The sequence below is a fragment of the Bacillus cereus G9842 genome, from assembly GCF_000021305.1.
GTDB classification, from domain to species: Bacteria; Bacillota; Bacilli; order Bacillales; family Bacillaceae_G; genus Bacillus_A; species Bacillus_A thuringiensis_S.
On record NC_011772.1, the window covers coordinates 2,987,244 to 3,002,634 of the forward strand.

A 15,391-nucleotide genomic window follows, 5' to 3' on the forward strand; every position below is an offset into this window, starting at 1 on the left:
GTATGATTCGATTTATTTAATGCGTCGCACCCCCAACCTCTACAATATCTACTTCAACTGTTGTCGTTACCTCAACTGCCAATTCGATCCCTTTACGAATAGTAGAAAGTGACATACTCGGTTGCCCTGGATATTTACTCGCTTGTTCTGGTAAGAACGGAATATGAATAAATCCGCCTTTTATTTTCTTATCACGCTTCTCTAGTTCATGCATGAGACCGTAGAATAAATGATTACAAACGAATGTACCTGCTGTTTGTGAAACGAAAGCTGGTATACCTTCTTCTTGCAGTCTTTTTACGATTGCTTTCATCGGAAGTGTAGACCAATAAGCAGCTGGTCCTTCTTCTGCAACTGGCACATCTATGGGCTGATTCCCTTCATTGTCAGCAATTCTTGCATCATCAACGTTAATTGCGACACGCTCTATCGTAATATCTGGTCTGCCCCCAGCTTGTCCGATACATATAATCATTTCAGGGTTTAGTTCTTCTATATATTCTTTTAATACTTTTATTGATTTATGAAATACCGTTGGGACTTGTTTGCTAATAATCGTGTACTCTCCAATTGTTTTTTCATGCAAACTTTTTGCTACTTCCCAAGCTGGGTTGATGCTTTCTCCGCCAAACGGATCAAATCCTGTTAATAATACTGTTTTCATAGTTTTCCCTCCTAATTAGAAACGATATACAAGGCCGTACATAATAAACATATTGATAATAAAGATTGAAAGAGCAATTGGTACTTGTGCTTTAATAACTGCATTTTTATCCTTTAGTTCTAAAAGCATCGCCGGAACGATATTAAAGTTTGCTGCCATTGGCGTAAGTAGCGTTCCGCAATATCCAGCAAACATACCGAGTGCTGCCATAATTGCTGGATTCCCACCGTGCATTTGAACAATTAAAGGTAAACCAATTCCGCCAGTAATAACGGCAAACGCTGCGAATGCATTTCCCATTACGACTGTGAAAAGCATCATTCCTAAACAATACGCCATAACAGCAACGAACGGATACTCTGTCGGTAACACTTGTCCGACTAAATCTGAAACAACTTGTCCAACGCCAGACTTCGCGAATATACCGCCAAGTGCTGCTAACATTTGTGGTAAAATTACAGCCCAGCCGACAGCTTGTAATAGTCTGCTTCCTTCTTGTACAGGCGTTGTTATTTTTGATTTTGTAATACGCATCGCCGCAACGAATGCGAGTAATGCACCAAGCGCTAATGCAACTAATGTTACTTTATCTGGATCAACAAGAGAGACATTTCCCCATTTAATTTTCCCTAAGGTCAACGTACCGATAATTGTAAAAATAGGAATTAATAGTGCAGGCATAAAAATTTTATTTTTTAATTTCTCAGCATGTTTTACACGCTCTTGTACTGTAACTTCTTTTTCCTCTGATTTTGTTACTTTATTTAGCGAGGCTAAAACGACCATAGCGAGCACGATACAGCCAACGTAAAACGAAGGAATTACATTTCCGAATAAAAATGTAACTGCAAACAATGCCCAAAATAAACTAGAACCGAATCTGTTGGGATGTTCACGATCGAATGCGATACGAACAGCGATAAAAGCAACGATTATCCCTAATACATAATAGATTGTATCCATTGTGATGATGTTCATATTAGATTGCCTCCTTCTCTTCTTTTCCTTCTGCCTTCATTGTTTTCTCTATATATTTATCAAACCTTCTAAATCTAATCCAGCTTACAATAAGTGCAGATATTGCAGTTGGAATGCCCCAAAGTGCCATATCCCATACACCCACATGCATACCTACTGAATCGAAGAACCCTTTCATTAATAAAATAGCACCAGTTGCGATGAAAATATCTTCTCCGAAAAACCAAGCTGTATTTTCCGCAGCAGCTGCGTTTGCTTTAATCTTTTCTCTTAATTTTTCAGGAAGTTTACCGTATTTACCTTGCGCGGCCCCTTCTGCCATCGGTGCAACGAGCGGTCTTACCGTTTGTGCATGCCCACCAATATTAAGCCCTAGTGCTGCTGACGATTCTCTTATCGTAAAATATGACATTAATACTCTTCCAGTTGTTGCTCCTTTTGATTTCGTTATAAGTGCTTCTGCTCTTTCTTTTAAACCGTAACGCTCTAAAATTCCGATTACCGGTAAAGTTAATATAATTGGCATAGACATATATCTATTTTCTATGAAAAATTTACCGAACATGCTGATCACATCATAAAAACTTAATCCTGAAACCATCCCCGTAACAATACCTGCAACCATAACTACTAAAAGTGTATTTAATCTAAATAAAAAGCCCACTGCAACAAGTAGTATTCCGATTAATTTAATCATCCCAGCACTTCCCCCTATTTTTTATTTCGGTGCACAAATAGAAATACCATTACGTTCGAATATTCTGTATATTTTTCCCGCAAATTGTACTGCTTTTTCTCCATCACCGTGTAAACAAATCGTCTGCGCCTGAACTGCTACTTCCTCTCCATTGACCGAATTTACATAGCCTTCTTTCACCATTTGAAGCACTTGCTTTATCGCTTCGTCTTCATTTTTTATAAGTGCATTTTCTTCTGTACGGCTCGTTAACGTTCCATCTTGCTTATATGTACGATCCGCAAACGCTTCTTGTACGAGAGTTACATTGTATTTTTCTGCAGCCTGTATAAACGCCTCGCTATTTGCTAATCCGTAAAGCGATAGACTCGGATTCATATGATAAATTGCCTTAGCGATTGCATCTGCAATTTTCGAATCCGTTGCCGCCATATTATATAAGGCACCATGCGGCTTTACATGCTGCATTTTCCCGCCTGCCGCTTTTACAAATGCGTCTAATGCGCCGATTTGATATAAAACATAATCGTATACTTCACTTGCTGAAACATTCATGTTTCTTCTACCGAATCCAATTAAATCAGGAAATCCAGGATGCGCCCCTATCGCTACGTTATGCTCCAAAGCTTTTTCAACAGTTTGCCGCATAACAGACGGATCACCCGCATGAAAACCGCAAGCAACGTTTATAGAGGAAACGAACGGAAGAATTTCATCATCATTCCCCATTTTATAAGCTCCAAAACTTTCTCCTAAATCACAGTTTAAATCGATTGTAGTCACAATGTATCCCTCCTAATTTCAGCTTCGTAAAGCGATAAATTTCTTTAATAGATTTATATTTACTTCTTGTTCTATGTACAATTGTTCCGCTTCTTCAAGCGTAATTTCCTCAAAAGAAACATAGTCCCCCGGCTTTAGCTGGGCAAGAAGAGGTAAATCTACAGAAATGATATTTCCCATTCTCGGATAGCCACCTGTCGTTTGCCTATCTGCCATTAATATAATTGGCTGTCCACCATTTGGAACTTGAATGGTTCCAAATGTAACAGGACTCGATAAAACCTCTTTTTCTTCAATCCTATTTAAAACTTCTCCCTCAATCCTATAGCCCATGCGGTCAGCATAATTAGATACTTTATACTCTTTCGTAAAAAATGCCTTTCTACTTTCTTCTGTAAATTGATCGTATTCAAAGTCAGTTATGACACGAAGCTTAGGATGTTTCTTATACTTTGATAGTACGCTGTTGTTAATTGCCCATTTCGTTTTTATTCTCCCATCTTTTTGTAAGTCTTGAATGAAACGATTCGCCATTTCTGGTTGTGCACCAATTTGGAAGTAGTCACCCTTGTTGAGCATTCTTCCTTCTATACCGCCAATCGCAGCACGTATGTACGTACTTTTACTTCCCATAGTACGATCAATATGGATGCCACCCGCAAAAGTCACATACGCTCTGCAACCACTTTTCACTTTTCCAAAACAAAGCATACTACCTTCTTCCGCTAAAATGGGACGCCATAACGGGATACGTTCTCCATTCAATAACGGTTCCATATCTGCTCCGCCAATCGCAAGTAAAGTCGTTTTCTTTATTAACAATTTAGGTCCCATAATCGTCATTTCGAGTCCCGCTTCATTCTCTTCATTGCCAACTAACATATTGATCATTCGAAGTGCACTTTGATCCATCGCCCCGCCAACGGGTACACCGTATTGTTGATAATGAGATCGCCCTAAATCTTGGACTGTTGTAAACATTCCTGCATGCAAAACTTCTACATCCATTCTTTAGCCCCCTCAAGCGATACGTACTCTTCCTTCGTTATTGGGATAAATCGTAAATACATACCACTTTGAATATATGTTGGTATTTCTTCTTCTGGATTAAATAATGAAATAGGAGTTCGGCCGATAATATTCCATCCTCCTGGTGTTTCAAGCGGATAAATACCTGTTTGATTTCCGCCAATACCTACTGAACCAGGAGAGATTTGTAACCGTGGCGTTTCTTTTCTAGGTGTTTCTAATTCTTTTGATAGTCCTCCTAAATACGGGAACCCTGGTGTAAAACCTAGCATATATACAAAATATGTAGTTTCACTATGTATTCGAATCACATCTTCTACTTGTAAACCTTTATAATGCGCAACCTCTTCTAAATCAGGTCCATATTCTCCCCCGTAGCACACTGGTATAGAAATATGTTTCACATCCTGTTTTACTTCTTCTTTATAAGAATCACACAGCTCCTTTATATACTGGTGAACGTAATCATATGGCCTTTCATTTCTCTCATTTCTCTTCCATACTTCGTATACATTGTAGTAAACAGCTAATGAAGTAAACGACGGAACGCACTCAATCATTCCTGCAAACGGATGTTGCTGCAGTGCTTGAAATAACCGCTGTACTTTCTCATATATATCCATCTTAATTTCTTCACCAAATGTAACAATAATTGCTTGATCCCCTAACGCAGAAAATTTCATCCTACTCCCTCTTTCTATGTCAAAAAGCCGAGTTCTTTCGAAATGCGATGTGCTGTTTCTTTCACCTTAGCGATAAAATATGAAATGTTACTTTCGCTGTACTCAATTGCTAATCCCAAAATACTAATGCCTGCTACAACCGTTCCATCACTTGCGAAAATGGGCGCTGCTATTGCGGCTGTATGATTTTCTAACTCAGAATAACTAATTGTGTAGCCTTCCTTTTTTGCCATTTGCAACACTTCTAGCAATTGTTTCTTATCCACGATTGTTCCATCTGCAAACTGTTTTAAATCCACTTCCTCTATGTATCTCCGTTTCTCTTCCTCAGAAAAATACGATAGTAAAATTCTCGGACATGCACCAGCATAAAGTGGTGCTCTTCTTCCAACCGCCGTATACACGCGTACCGGCTGAACACCTTCCATCTTTTCAACATAAATTGCATCATTACCATCTTGAATTATTAAATTAACTGCCTGTCCTAAACTATCTCTAAGTTCTTTCATATAAGGAATTGCTATATTTCTTACTGATAACCGGTGTGAAACAAGTTGACCGAACCGTAAAAATACGACCTCTAAACGATATTTCCCCTTTTCGTTTTTTTGTAAAAACTCCATCTCTTCTAACGAGCCAATTAAACGATAAACAGATGTTTTCGGCATATTTGTAAGCTGAACCATCTCAGTTAAACTTAGCTCTTCATGCTCATAAAACAACTCTAAAATATCCATTGTCTTAACTGCCGTTTTATTTATACTCATTCTATCTCCCTTTCGTTCCGAATTACGGAACTTAAATTCCATTTTTCGAAACAAACATATAATTTAAAATTATAAAATATTCTTTCAATTCAATCAATAGATTTTAAGCAAATAAAAAAGTATGGAAGAATATCTCTCCCATACTTCACCACACTTTATAACGCTCTTACTTGTTTTAACGGCCAGAAAACAGCTTGTCCTTTTCCGACAATTTCATCTTCTGAAATAAAGCCAAACATGCGACCATCCTTAGAAACTTCACGATTATCTCCTAAAACAAATACTTGGCCTTCTGGCACTTTCGTTTTCCCTGTGATTTGTTCTAACGTAAAGTCTGGAGTTAATACACGGCCTACTGCTTTTTCTTTAAACTGTTTTAAATATGGTTCTTCCATCGCTTTGCCGTTTACATATAAAACATCATTTTTATACTCAACTGTATCGCCTGGCAAACCAATTACTCGTTTTACTAAATCGTACCCTTCTTTTCCGTGGAAGACGATAATATCAAAGCGATCTAATCCACTTATACTATAACCAATCTTATTCACGAGAACTCGTTCGTTATTTTCTAAAGTGGGCATCATCGATTCACCTTGTACTAAAGAAGGTGTAAATAAAACACCGCGAATAATAGCAATTAATACAAGGGTAAACCCTATCGTTTTAGCCCAAGAGAATAATTCTTTCTTCGTATTTTCCTTCATTGTTTCTCCTCTTTCTTAAGCACTTATTTTATTATTTCAACTAGTTCTTGTACTACATTAGGATCTATTTCAGAAAAACATGATTTTGCTTCTCTTACCGCTGTACCGACATGTGCTTGCGAAATTCCAGTTTCATCTAGCAATCGCTTTATATTTTCTTTCGTCACGCCAGCTCCAGCTACAAGCTGAATTTGACCATCACTTACTTTTTGCATTTCTGTAAGCACCGGAATATTGTCTACAATATCTCCTTGTCCACCTGAAGTTAAAACGTGAGTTACTTTATGAAACTTCTTTAAAGTTCTCATCGCTTCTACTGGATTTTCTATATCATCTATCGCACGGTGGTACGTTACATTCATTCCATCTACAACAGATAGTAAATCCGCTAATTTCTCTTCATCTACTTCATTTTGTTCGTTTAATACGCCTAATACTACACCAGCTGCTCCTAACTTCTGCGCAACTATAATATCTTCTTTCATCATTTCAATTTCTTCTTCCGTATATGTAAAAGACTTCGCATGCGGACGAATCATAACATGAATTGGTATACTCACCGCTTCTACCGCTTTTTTTATAAAAGCATAACTTGGTGTTAAACCACCTTCTGTATAAGATGAAATTAATTCAATCCGCTTCCCGCCAGCGCTTTCAATTCGTTTTACATCTTCTAAACATGTTGCAATAACCTCTAACATGAGATGACCTCTTTTCGTGCTTTTTTCTTATTATAACATTAGTAAAAATAAGAAGCCTAGCTTTCTCCTTTAAAACTTAAAAAAGAAGAATGAAAAGAAAGATTTTTTATTGGCAACGATTATTGGTAACATCCTATTATTCATGTACACTCCTACCATAATGAAAAAGCCCGTCATTTTGACGGACTTTTCTAATTTCAAGCTTTTCTTTCCTCAGTTTTCATATCAATGCCTAATTGATCTTCCAATAACTTTACACCTTTCTTTGTAAGATGGACAGCTCGGTTCTTATCCGTTTTCGTAATCCATCCTTGTTCAAAAAGCAGTTTTGCAATTGCAGACCCTAGCCAACCAGAAATATGGTAACGCCGTTCACTCCAATCAAGGCAAGGTTTTGCAAATACCCTCCTTTTTGTATCTTCCTCATCAACATTTATTCCAAAATTCAGAAACCATTGTTTACCTTGTTCTGTTACAATGTATTCTCCATCCTCTAAAATTATAAATTTCCTATCTAGTAATTTTTCAGTTATCTCTACACCGAGTTTGCCTGCAAGATGATCATAACAAGTTCGAGCATAACGAATTTGTTTTAGTTGACCTGATTGTTTTAAAGAGCGAACTTGAACTGTTGGTGCGATTGTCTCTAACTTTTCAAGCACTTCTGCAACTTCTTGATTAGCAAGTCGATAGTAACGATGTCTACCATGTTGTTCAACTGTAAGTAGATTCCCCTCTACTAATTTAGAAAGATGAGAACTAATTGTTGGATGTGACACTTTTGCCATATAAGCCAATTCGCTAGCAGGTAGTGCCTGATTATTCATTAGACAATCTAAGATGATTGCTCTTGTAGGTTCAGCAATTAGTTTAGCTATATATGAGATATTCGGATATACATTCATATTTCGATGATACCCTAACTGTTAAATTGATACAATTATTTTAAGTTTAATAGTAAAGAAGAATTTATTATGAATGCAATTGATCTTAGTATATTAAATTTGAAAGAGACGAGAAGGCGCTCAGAAAAATTATGGAATTCTCTTCCCGATAATTTTCTTAATTGGAGGCCTGATAATGAGGCTATTTCTTTTGGTGAGATGATTCGTCACGTATGGAGCTCAACTTTTTACTATCATATGATTTTAAAAAACAACGGCTCAATAAATGATATACATTTCCCGTATGATGAAGAGCCAATTACTTGTGTAAAAAAGGAAATTGAATTGGCACAATCATACTTTACTGACTTCATAGAGTATGTTCAATCCATAAACATAGCAGAGCTAGATTCAACCCTTATCGATCGAAGCGATGTTGGCTATCAAAGATATTTAGGAGACATGCTATTACGAATTGCCTATCATGATGCGGTCCATGCAGGTCAATTTTTACAATATTTACGAATGATAAACTTAGAAAGACCATTAATTTGGGATTAAATACGAAAAATGTTTATACAGCCTTCAAACTGGCATTACAACAAGAATTTTTCAACAAGAAACAATCACAAAACCATGATAATCATTTATATTAAAAACCTACATCTCAACCAAGTACTTCATACACATAAAAAGCACGGATTTGATCACTAATCAAACCCGTGCTTTCAAAACAACTATTTTATCCATAAACAATAAAATATAAGCTTTAAAAACTACGACCGAAACGCCGCATCCGCCAGCATAGACAATATTGCATCATCCATCGGTGGATTGTGTAATCCTGCTCTGACGTTTAAATAGTAACGATGGAGCGGATTTTTTTCTGATAAGCTTTTTGCTCCTACGATGCGCATTGATTTATCCACTATGGATATCGCCGCATTTGTTACGGCGTATTTCACTGCCGCTAATTCTGCTTGCAGTGACAGTTTATCTTCTGCCTCATCGTATTTTTTCGCAATTTGATATAAAAAGACGCGAGCTTGCATAAGCTCGAGTTCTAATTCTCCAACTAATCTTCTAACATTCGGTAATAAACTAATAGAATGGTTTAAACTATTTGGTCTGTATGATCCCGCAAACTGAACTGCATAATTTCTTGCTGATTGTGCAATTCCTAAATAACATGCTGGTATATGTAGCAACCAGCCAATACCCTTTTGTTTCACTTTCCCGCCTTTTACATCCGTAAAAAAGCGGTTGTCTATCTCTACATTTTGTAAGACAAGGTCGTGGCTAGCAGTCCCTCGCATTGCAACGCTATCCCACGTTTCTTCAATAGATACACCGAGTGTATTTCTTGGAATAACAAACTCACCAACTTCTTCTTGGCCTTCCATACTTGCTGAAATAATAAAATAATCAAGTACTGGCGCCATCGTTGTAAAAGTTTTTCTTCCATTTATAACCCACTTCTCGCCTTGTTGAACCGCTATTGTTTCTGGTTTGCCGCCACGCGTCGGACTCCCTGTTTTCGGTTCTGTTGCTGCCCTGTTAAAGAGCGCACCATTACGTACTTCTTCGCAAAACCATTTGAACATCTCATCATTCCAAGAGCGATTTTCCGCTAGCTCCTTCACAATGCCAAGATGCCAGCCAATCGATAATGCAGTAGCTCCACAGCCTTCCGCGATTTTCTCTTGAAATAAAACGAAGTCATATAAAGAAATGGCACTACCACCAAATTCCTTCGGTAACGTTAATTTCGTATATCCGATATCTTTCAAATCATTTATATTTTCATACGGAAATGATCCTAATTCACTTAGCTGATGCTCCCTTTCCATGAACTTCGGAATCAATTTATTTATTTTCTCAATAATTAAAGACTGTTCTTCTGTTTCAACAAATGAGAGTGCCATACTATAATCTCCTTTATCCCGCTATTTGCGGGCAGTAAAACTCCCACCTAAAAATTCAGGTGAAGCAAAGGAAGTTAGGCGGGAGATCAACTGCCCGTAAACGCCCGATTGGTTCAACTAATAATCAGTGGGAAACCCACCCACTGATTAAAGTTTCACTTTATGCTCGATTCATAAACCGTTCATTTTGTCATTATGATTATATGAAGCTACCTCTCTATTGTTTCACTATTCCGATAAAAATACAATGTTTTTGACTAATAAGAAAAGTTCCTATTTAAGGATAGATCCTTTTCTTATATTAGTCCCCCTTCAATGCTTTTAACGGCAAAGAGGTTACATATCCAATATACGAGAATAATTCTTTAAAGAAGAATGGTATTTCTGTATCTAACGTTTTATATGCTGATGTCGGCGTTGGTGAAGCATATGCTTCAATATTAATATGTTTTGCGATTCTCATTGCGCGTTTCATATGAAGTGGATCACTTACAATCGTGTATGTGTGTATTCCGTTCTCTATTCCAACTTGCTTCGCATTCTTTAAATTTTCTTCAGTGAAAAGGGATTTTGTTTCAATTAAAATATCTTCCTCTTTTACACCTTGTTTCATTGCATATACTCTTGCAGTACGTGCTTCCTCAAGTTCTGCCTCGAACTTTGTACCACCTGTAAAAATAATCTTTTTAATATTTCCGTTCCTATATAAAGAAATCGCATGATTAATTCTTTCTTTAAATACAGGAGATGGTTTTCCGTTCCATGAAGCTGCGCCTAGTACGATACCAGCATCCGTTTTCACGTCATCATTTGCTTTAAAACGATAACTCCAAATATCGTAAGCTGCATAACTTACATATAAAATAGCAGAACAAATCATTAGTAAAAATACTTGAAAGATTCGTCTTTTCTTACTCTTCTTATTTTCTTTCATTTGTAATTGCCTCCGTACATCATCCATACTTCTATAAAAAACATTTATATCAAATCGTTTTGTTTGAGTTTATTTAAAAGAAGGAACTTTACTTGTTATTTATATATAAAAGGGTTTTCATTTAAAATTGAGGATTATCAATTCATTTTCATTTGCGGTTTTCATTACATTTTTTTAAATTCATAAGTTTATTACCATACAACTACATTGTAACGAATTTTTTCTCAGAAGGGAACGATGAAACAAAAGGAATTAAAATAAAGTAGCATTTTGTAAGAAAAAAGGTATATTTTTCATACCTCACGAACAATATACCTTTCAAAACACGAATTATACCTTTTCTTTATATAACTCTAATTTTTCTAACAATTGTTCTTTTACGCCTGGCCATTCACTCGAGATAATACTGTACACCACCGCATCTCTCACATAACCATTCGGTAATTTTCTTTCATTTCTAAGCACACCCTCTTTTACTGCGCCTAACCTTTCAATTGCTCGTTGTGCTTTTTCATTTCTTGCATCCGTCTTAATTTGTACCCTAAGCATATGCAGTTTTTCAAAAGCATACTGGAGAAGCATATACTTACACTCTGTATTTATACTCGTACGTTGCACACTCGGATGATACCACGTTTGCCCTAACTCAACTGTCTTATCTTCTACTGAAATATTATATAAACGTGTACTTCCTACAATCTTATTCGTCTGTTGATCTACGACTACCAAAGGTATTTGAGTACCTCTTCCGTAACCCTTTATCGCTTTTTGAACGTATTGTTGCATATCTTGCACACTATCCATTTTAGAGATTAAATACGCCCAAATATCCCGATTTCCTTCTACAATCGAAAACAAAGTTTCGACATCAGTATTATCCATTAACCGCAACTTTGCTCTTTCGTGAATAATTTCCATTTGTAAGCCCCCTTTGTTGTTACTATAACATACCATCAATATCGTTTTATTAATATATAAAAATATTTTTTTCGTAAACGTGTAGTACATCTAAAAATAAAAAATGCGATGCCTTTATTCAAGCATCGCACTTATAATTTCGCACTACCTACGATTTTACAATAAATATTCATTTACACAAGTTAGTAAACGTCATATATTTAGAACTTACATTCTAGTTCAAAGCAACAAATAAGCAATCGGCGTAATGATAAGCAACGTTAAAATCGTTCTCTGCACATACAGAATAATAAGTTCAGATACTTTTAACGGAATATCTGTTGATAATATACAAGGAATGGAAGCGGAGAAAAACAGTATAGATGATACGGAAACAACTGCAATGACAAACTTTGTCACAAGTGGCGCACTTACAACTAATAATGACGGTAAAAACATTTCTGCAATACCAACTGATGCGGCTTTAGCGGCTAAGTCTGCTTCTGGTAATTGTAATAGCCATGTAAACGGATAGAAAATATAACTGATCCAATCAAATATTGGCGTAAACTTCGCTAAGACGATACCAATTAATCCTACTGACATAATGGATGGTAAAATTCCCATCGTCATAATAAATCCGTCTTTTAAATTCACTGCAATATTTTTCATAATGCTCGGTGCAGACTTTGATACTTCTAACGCATCTTCCCAAGCACATTCTAACATTTTCTCTTTATAAACAGGCTCTGGGAACCCTTCTTCTGTTACATATGTATCTGGTTTTCTACTGAGGGGCGGGATTCTTACGGTGATAGCAGTCACGATGAATGTTACAACAAGCGTAGTCCAAAAATAAACATTCCATAAATGCATAATATCTAATGTTTTTGCGATGATGATCATAAATGTAGCGGATACTGTAGAAAATCCTGTAGCGATAATCGCCGCTTCTTTTGTGGTATACTTTCCTTCTTTATACACGCGATTCGTAATAAGGAGGGCAAGCGAATAACTTCCAACGAAGGACGCAACTGCATCGATTGCCGATCTCCCCGGCGTATTCCATAATGGCCTCATAATCGGACGACAAAATGTACCGATAAATTCAAGCAATCCATATCCGACTAATAACGCTAAAAACGCCGAGCCAATTGGAACGAGCAAACTTACTGATATGACTAGCTTCTCATACAAAAACGGTCCAACATCTGGCGCAAAGAACCAAGCTGGTCCTACTTTTAAACAATATAATATACCAAAAACAACGCCAACTACTTTTAAAATAGAAAAACAAATGTCTACGATAGATGCATTCCATTTCTTCGTATAAAATGGATAAATCGCACCAATTGCCATAACAAATAATGCATAATAAGGTACTACGTCAGGAACCGAAGCCCTAATCCACGATACGATATGATCAATCATAATAGACGATGCACCGTTTATCGTAACAGGAACGAAAAACATAAACACTCCAACGAGACTAGCAAGTATAAACCGGAGAATAATCCCCTTCTCTCGCCCTGCCTTAATTATATTGCTCTTTAATTCAATTTCACTCAAAATTCGACACCTCCTGTTATCTAAATATTCTGTATAATTATGTTATATTCCTTCTTTCCGTTTCTACTATTTAATCATATGAAAAAACCTATTTTAAAATAGGCTTTTCTATTCCCCTTTATAATCATCCACAATCACTTGAATGATACGATAAGATTCTTCTGCCACCCTCTCATTACTATCCTTATTTGCGTCATATGTAATTAACGCCTTCCAAAGTGCCCATCCTCTCGCTCTATTCCATGTTTCTTCGTCCATACGTAACACTTCTTTAAATACGTTTCTACTATTTTCATCAAAAAATGTCCAAGCCATCGCCGCATCACATGCAGGATCTCCTACTCCTAAAATACCAAAATCAATTACAGCACAAAGCTTTCCATCTTTAACGAGTAAATTCCCTGGCGCTACATCTCCATGAACCCAAACTGGCTTACGGTCCCATGTTGAACTAAGTGCTACATTCCAAAGGTGCTTTAATAATGCCTCGTCAAAAACATCCTTATTATTTTCAATAGCAACTCTCGCCTCTTCATCATATACCGATATAAGTCCGCCCCGGTAAAAATTATGTGTTCCAGCTAAAGGTCCGTTACTCGCATCAATAGATTGCAATTCTACTAAAAAAGATCCTAAATCCGCTGCAAATTCATTTAAATCACGAACGTTTTGTTTCGTAACTGTTTCCCCCTCTATCCACTTATTAATAGACCAAGGCAATGGATACGCTTCAGACGGATTTCCTTTCGCAAGTGGGGTAGAAATCGGTAAAGAAAGCCTCTTACTTAATAGTGGTAACCACTTATTTTCTTTCTCTACTTGCGGTGCATATGCCACATCACTTGGCAATCTTACACTCATCTCATCCCCTAAGTGAAACGTCCTATTATCATGCCCACTAAACTTTACAGGTTTCACTTCTAAATGGGCCCATTCGGGAAACTGTTCCTGTATTAACTTTTCAACTAAACTTACATTAATTAGATGCATTCACATTCTCCTTTTCTTTTGAAACTTACTAAGCCCATCCGTACTTCCAACATATTCAAAACCATTTTTCTTATAAAAATCATTCAACGTACGATTATGCCCCACACAATCTAACTTCAAATACTCTTTATCACATTGCACATTCTCTTCTACCCACTGTAAAATCCATTCGCCTATTCCATTTCCCTTATACTTCCGTTTCACCGCAAATCTATGAATATATAATGAATTAGAAACTTCCTCTTTACCAAAAATATGTTCATCCCATTCATTTTGTTTAGGAGAAACTGTAACCGTACCAACTATTTCATCTTCTTTCAGAACAACATATGTATATTTTTCTCTTATACATTCTAGTATTTCAGCCGTAGCTTCCTCTCCTAAAAGATACTGCCACTGATCCACTTCTTTATATTGTAGCCATTGCGCTACTTCTTTTAATAAAAGGAGAATACTATCACTTTCAATTTCAGTAGCAATTCGAATTTCATGTTCTTTACTTATATTTCTCTCCATATTGCCGTTCCCCTTTCAAATTGCTACCATACTGACAAATGCATCCTTCCATCATTTTCATCTGTAATATATTCTACATAAAATCCTTGATTCACTGCGTTTTCATACATCATTTCAATCTCTTCTTGGTTTTTCGCATAAATTTGTATATACTCACCATCCGCTACTAATACGACTACTTCACACTTACTCTCCTTAAATTCTTCAAATGTTGCAATTTCTCCTAGTACCTCTCCTTTTGGACATGCTTTTAAATCTAAAAATAAAAGATAATATATGTTATCTTTTATTAGCTTTTTTAATTCTGATCCTTCCATAATCTCGTTATCTTCTGAAAATAACTCTGAACCTAATTCATTCCCTATTATTATATAAGCTTCCTCCCTTCCCATGACTTGCCAATCAAATACAGTAATATCAATTGGCTTTAATACTTTCCAAAGTAAATTATCATATCCATCTAGAATATCTACTGTAATCCCTCTTTTCATATACTTGCTCCTAACTTATTCATTTTCATTTCATACATTATATATCAAATGTAATTACTATATTTTGTCGATACATATGTACATCATAAAAAAACCGCTCCACTACTAGCGAAACGGTTTCCTTCTGCTTACATTTAAATATTTCATTCAATTGTTGCACTACGTTTTAAAATATT

General features: G+C 36.3%; 18 protein-coding genes. 1 reads left to right on the forward strand and 17 read right to left on the reverse strand.

Annotated elements, in window-relative coordinates:
- Positions 1 to 16: 16 nt before the first annotated feature.
- The 10 genes from pcp to BCG9842_RS15130 form a co-directional block, all read right to left on the reverse strand.
- Positions 17 to 664 (reverse strand): pyroglutamyl-peptidase I, encoded by a 648-nt coding sequence (gene pcp, locus BCG9842_RS15085; RefSeq protein WP_000859748.1) that lies wholly within the window; start codon positions 662 to 664, stop codon positions 17 to 19.
- A gap of 15 nt (positions 665 to 679) precedes the next feature.
- Positions 680 to 1,642 (reverse strand): DUF979 domain-containing protein, encoded by a 963-nt coding sequence (locus BCG9842_RS15090; protein ID WP_001021666.1) that lies wholly within the window; start codon positions 1,640 to 1,642, stop codon positions 680 to 682.
- A 1-nt stretch (position 1,643) separates the two neighbouring features.
- A complete protein-coding gene (locus BCG9842_RS15095; RefSeq protein WP_000593392.1) occupies positions 1,644 to 2,339 on the reverse strand; it encodes a DUF969 domain-containing protein in 696 nt (231 codons plus the stop codon).
- Between the two features lie 21 nt (positions 2,340 to 2,360).
- Positions 2,361 to 3,122 (reverse strand): 5-oxoprolinase subunit PxpA, encoded by a 762-nt coding sequence (gene pxpA / locus BCG9842_RS15100; protein ID WP_000207324.1) that lies wholly within the window; start codon positions 3,120 to 3,122, stop codon positions 2,361 to 2,363.
- Positions 3,123 to 3,140: 18 nt separating this feature from the next.
- Positions 3,141 to 4,130, reverse strand: a complete 990-nt coding sequence (locus BCG9842_RS15105; RefSeq protein ID WP_000382228.1) for a biotin-dependent carboxyltransferase family protein — start codon at positions 4,128 to 4,130, stop codon at positions 3,141 to 3,143.
- A complete protein-coding gene (gene pxpB, locus BCG9842_RS15110) occupies positions 4,121 to 4,834 on the reverse strand; it encodes a 5-oxoprolinase subunit PxpB (RefSeq protein WP_000672263.1) in 714 nt (237 codons plus the stop codon). The genes BCG9842_RS15105 and pxpB overlap by 10 nt, the downstream gene beginning before the upstream one ends.
- Positions 4,835 to 4,848: 14 nt before the next feature.
- Positions 4,849 to 5,601, reverse strand: coding sequence for an IclR family transcriptional regulator (locus tag BCG9842_RS15115; RefSeq protein ID WP_000026355.1), 753 nt, complete (start codon positions 5,599 to 5,601; stop codon positions 4,849 to 4,851).
- Positions 5,602 to 5,756: 155 nt separating this feature from the next.
- Entirely contained in the window at positions 5,757 to 6,308 is a 552-nt protein-coding gene (lepB, locus tag BCG9842_RS15120; protein WP_000662490.1) for a signal peptidase I, read from the reverse strand.
- Between the two features lie 23 nt (positions 6,309 to 6,331).
- On the reverse strand, positions 6,332 to 7,009 hold the full coding sequence (locus tag BCG9842_RS15125; protein ID WP_000895107.1) for a copper homeostasis protein CutC: 678 nt from the start codon (positions 7,007 to 7,009) through the stop codon (positions 6,332 to 6,334).
- A gap of 197 nt (positions 7,010 to 7,206) precedes the next feature.
- A complete protein-coding gene (locus BCG9842_RS15130; protein WP_001103796.1) occupies positions 7,207 to 7,914 on the reverse strand; it encodes an ArsR/SmtB family transcription factor in 708 nt (235 codons plus the stop codon).
- Between the two features lie 69 nt (positions 7,915 to 7,983).
- Here BCG9842_RS15130 and BCG9842_RS15135 point away from each other — a divergent pair, with 69 nt between their 5' ends.
- The gene (locus BCG9842_RS15135; RefSeq protein ID WP_000991277.1) at positions 7,984 to 8,454 is read left to right on the forward strand and encodes a DinB family protein; all 471 of its coding nucleotides are present in this window, start codon (positions 7,984 to 7,986) and stop codon (positions 8,452 to 8,454) included.
- Between the two features lie 215 nt (positions 8,455 to 8,669).
- Here the strand turns inward: BCG9842_RS15135 and BCG9842_RS15140 are convergent, their stop codons facing one another.
- The 7 genes from BCG9842_RS15140 to BCG9842_RS15170 form a co-directional block, all read right to left on the reverse strand.
- A complete protein-coding gene (locus BCG9842_RS15140; RefSeq protein WP_001218365.1) occupies positions 8,670 to 9,818 on the reverse strand; it encodes an acyl-CoA dehydrogenase family protein in 1,149 nt (382 codons plus the stop codon).
- Between the two features lie 301 nt (positions 9,819 to 10,119).
- A complete protein-coding gene (locus BCG9842_RS15145; protein ID WP_000662217.1) occupies positions 10,120 to 10,752 on the reverse strand; it encodes a YdcF family protein in 633 nt (210 codons plus the stop codon).
- 330 nt (positions 10,753 to 11,082) lie between these two features.
- Positions 11,083 to 11,670: a GNAT family N-acetyltransferase gene (locus BCG9842_RS15150; protein ID WP_000402590.1), complete on the reverse strand. Its 588-nt coding sequence runs from the start codon at positions 11,668 to 11,670 to the stop codon at positions 11,083 to 11,085.
- Positions 11,671 to 11,889: 219 nt separating this feature from the next.
- Positions 11,890 to 13,218, reverse strand: a complete 1,329-nt coding sequence (locus BCG9842_RS15155) for a YjiH family protein (protein ID WP_001289409.1) — start codon at positions 13,216 to 13,218, stop codon at positions 11,890 to 11,892.
- Between the two features lie 108 nt (positions 13,219 to 13,326).
- Positions 13,327 to 14,208, reverse strand: a complete 882-nt coding sequence (locus tag BCG9842_RS15160; protein WP_000550180.1) for an aminoglycoside phosphotransferase family protein — start codon at positions 14,206 to 14,208, stop codon at positions 13,327 to 13,329.
- Positions 14,209 to 14,724, reverse strand: a complete 516-nt coding sequence (locus tag BCG9842_RS15165) for a GNAT family N-acetyltransferase (RefSeq protein WP_000440746.1) — start codon at positions 14,722 to 14,724, stop codon at positions 14,209 to 14,211.
- A 23-nt stretch (positions 14,725 to 14,747) separates the two neighbouring features.
- Positions 14,748 to 15,215: a DUF2691 family protein gene (locus BCG9842_RS15170; protein ID WP_000820198.1), complete on the reverse strand. Its 468-nt coding sequence runs from the start codon at positions 15,213 to 15,215 to the stop codon at positions 14,748 to 14,750.
- Positions 15,216 to 15,391: the final 176 nt, after the last annotated feature.

What these genes read in the sequence shown, in the direction of transcription:
- pcp (WP_000859748.1), bottom strand. Translation starts at nt 664, where the DNA reads ATGAAAACAGTATTATTAACAGGATTTGATCCGTTTGGCGGAGAAAGC.
- BCG9842_RS15090 (WP_001021666.1), bottom strand. Translation starts at nt 1,642, where the DNA reads ATGAACATCATCACAATGGATACAATCTATTATGTATTAGGGATAATC.
- BCG9842_RS15095 (WP_000593392.1), bottom strand. Translation starts at nt 2,339, where the DNA reads ATGATTAAATTAATCGGAATACTACTTGTTGCAGTGGGCTTTTTATTT.
- BCG9842_RS15105 (WP_000382228.1), bottom strand. Translation starts at nt 4,130, where the DNA reads ATGGATGTAGAAGTTTTGCATGCAGGAATGTTTACAACAGTCCAAGAT.
- pxpB (WP_000672263.1), bottom strand. Translation starts at nt 4,834, where the DNA reads ATGAAATTTTCTGCGTTAGGGGATCAAGCAATTATTGTTACATTTGGT.
- BCG9842_RS15115 (WP_000026355.1), bottom strand. Translation starts at nt 5,601, where the DNA reads ATGAGTATAAATAAAACGGCAGTTAAGACAATGGATATTTTAGAGTTG.
- lepB (WP_000662490.1), bottom strand. Translation starts at nt 6,308, where the DNA reads ATGAAGGAAAATACGAAGAAAGAATTATTCTCTTGGGCTAAAACGATA.
- BCG9842_RS15125 (WP_000895107.1), bottom strand. Translation starts at nt 7,009, where the DNA reads ATGTTAGAGGTTATTGCAACATGTTTAGAAGATGTAAAACGAATTGAA.
- BCG9842_RS15130 (WP_001103796.1), bottom strand. Translation starts at nt 7,914, where the DNA reads ATGAATGTATATCCGAATATCTCATATATAGCTAAACTAATTGCTGAA.
- BCG9842_RS15135 (WP_000991277.1), top strand. Translation starts at nt 7,984, where the DNA reads ATGAATGCAATTGATCTTAGTATATTAAATTTGAAAGAGACGAGAAGG.
- BCG9842_RS15140 (WP_001218365.1), bottom strand. Translation starts at nt 9,818, where the DNA reads ATGGCACTCTCATTTGTTGAAACAGAAGAACAGTCTTTAATTATTGAG.
- BCG9842_RS15145 (WP_000662217.1), bottom strand. Translation starts at nt 10,752, where the DNA reads ATGAAAGAAAATAAGAAGAGTAAGAAAAGACGAATCTTTCAAGTATTT.
- BCG9842_RS15150 (WP_000402590.1), bottom strand. Translation starts at nt 11,670, where the DNA reads ATGGAAATTATTCACGAAAGAGCAAAGTTGCGGTTAATGGATAATACT.
- BCG9842_RS15160 (WP_000550180.1), bottom strand. Translation starts at nt 14,208, where the DNA reads ATGCATCTAATTAATGTAAGTTTAGTTGAAAAGTTAATACAGGAACAG.
- BCG9842_RS15165 (WP_000440746.1), bottom strand. Translation starts at nt 14,724, where the DNA reads ATGGAGAGAAATATAAGTAAAGAACATGAAATTCGAATTGCTACTGAA.
- BCG9842_RS15170 (WP_000820198.1), bottom strand. Translation starts at nt 15,215, where the DNA reads ATGAAAAGAGGGATTACAGTAGATATTCTAGATGGATATGATAATTTA.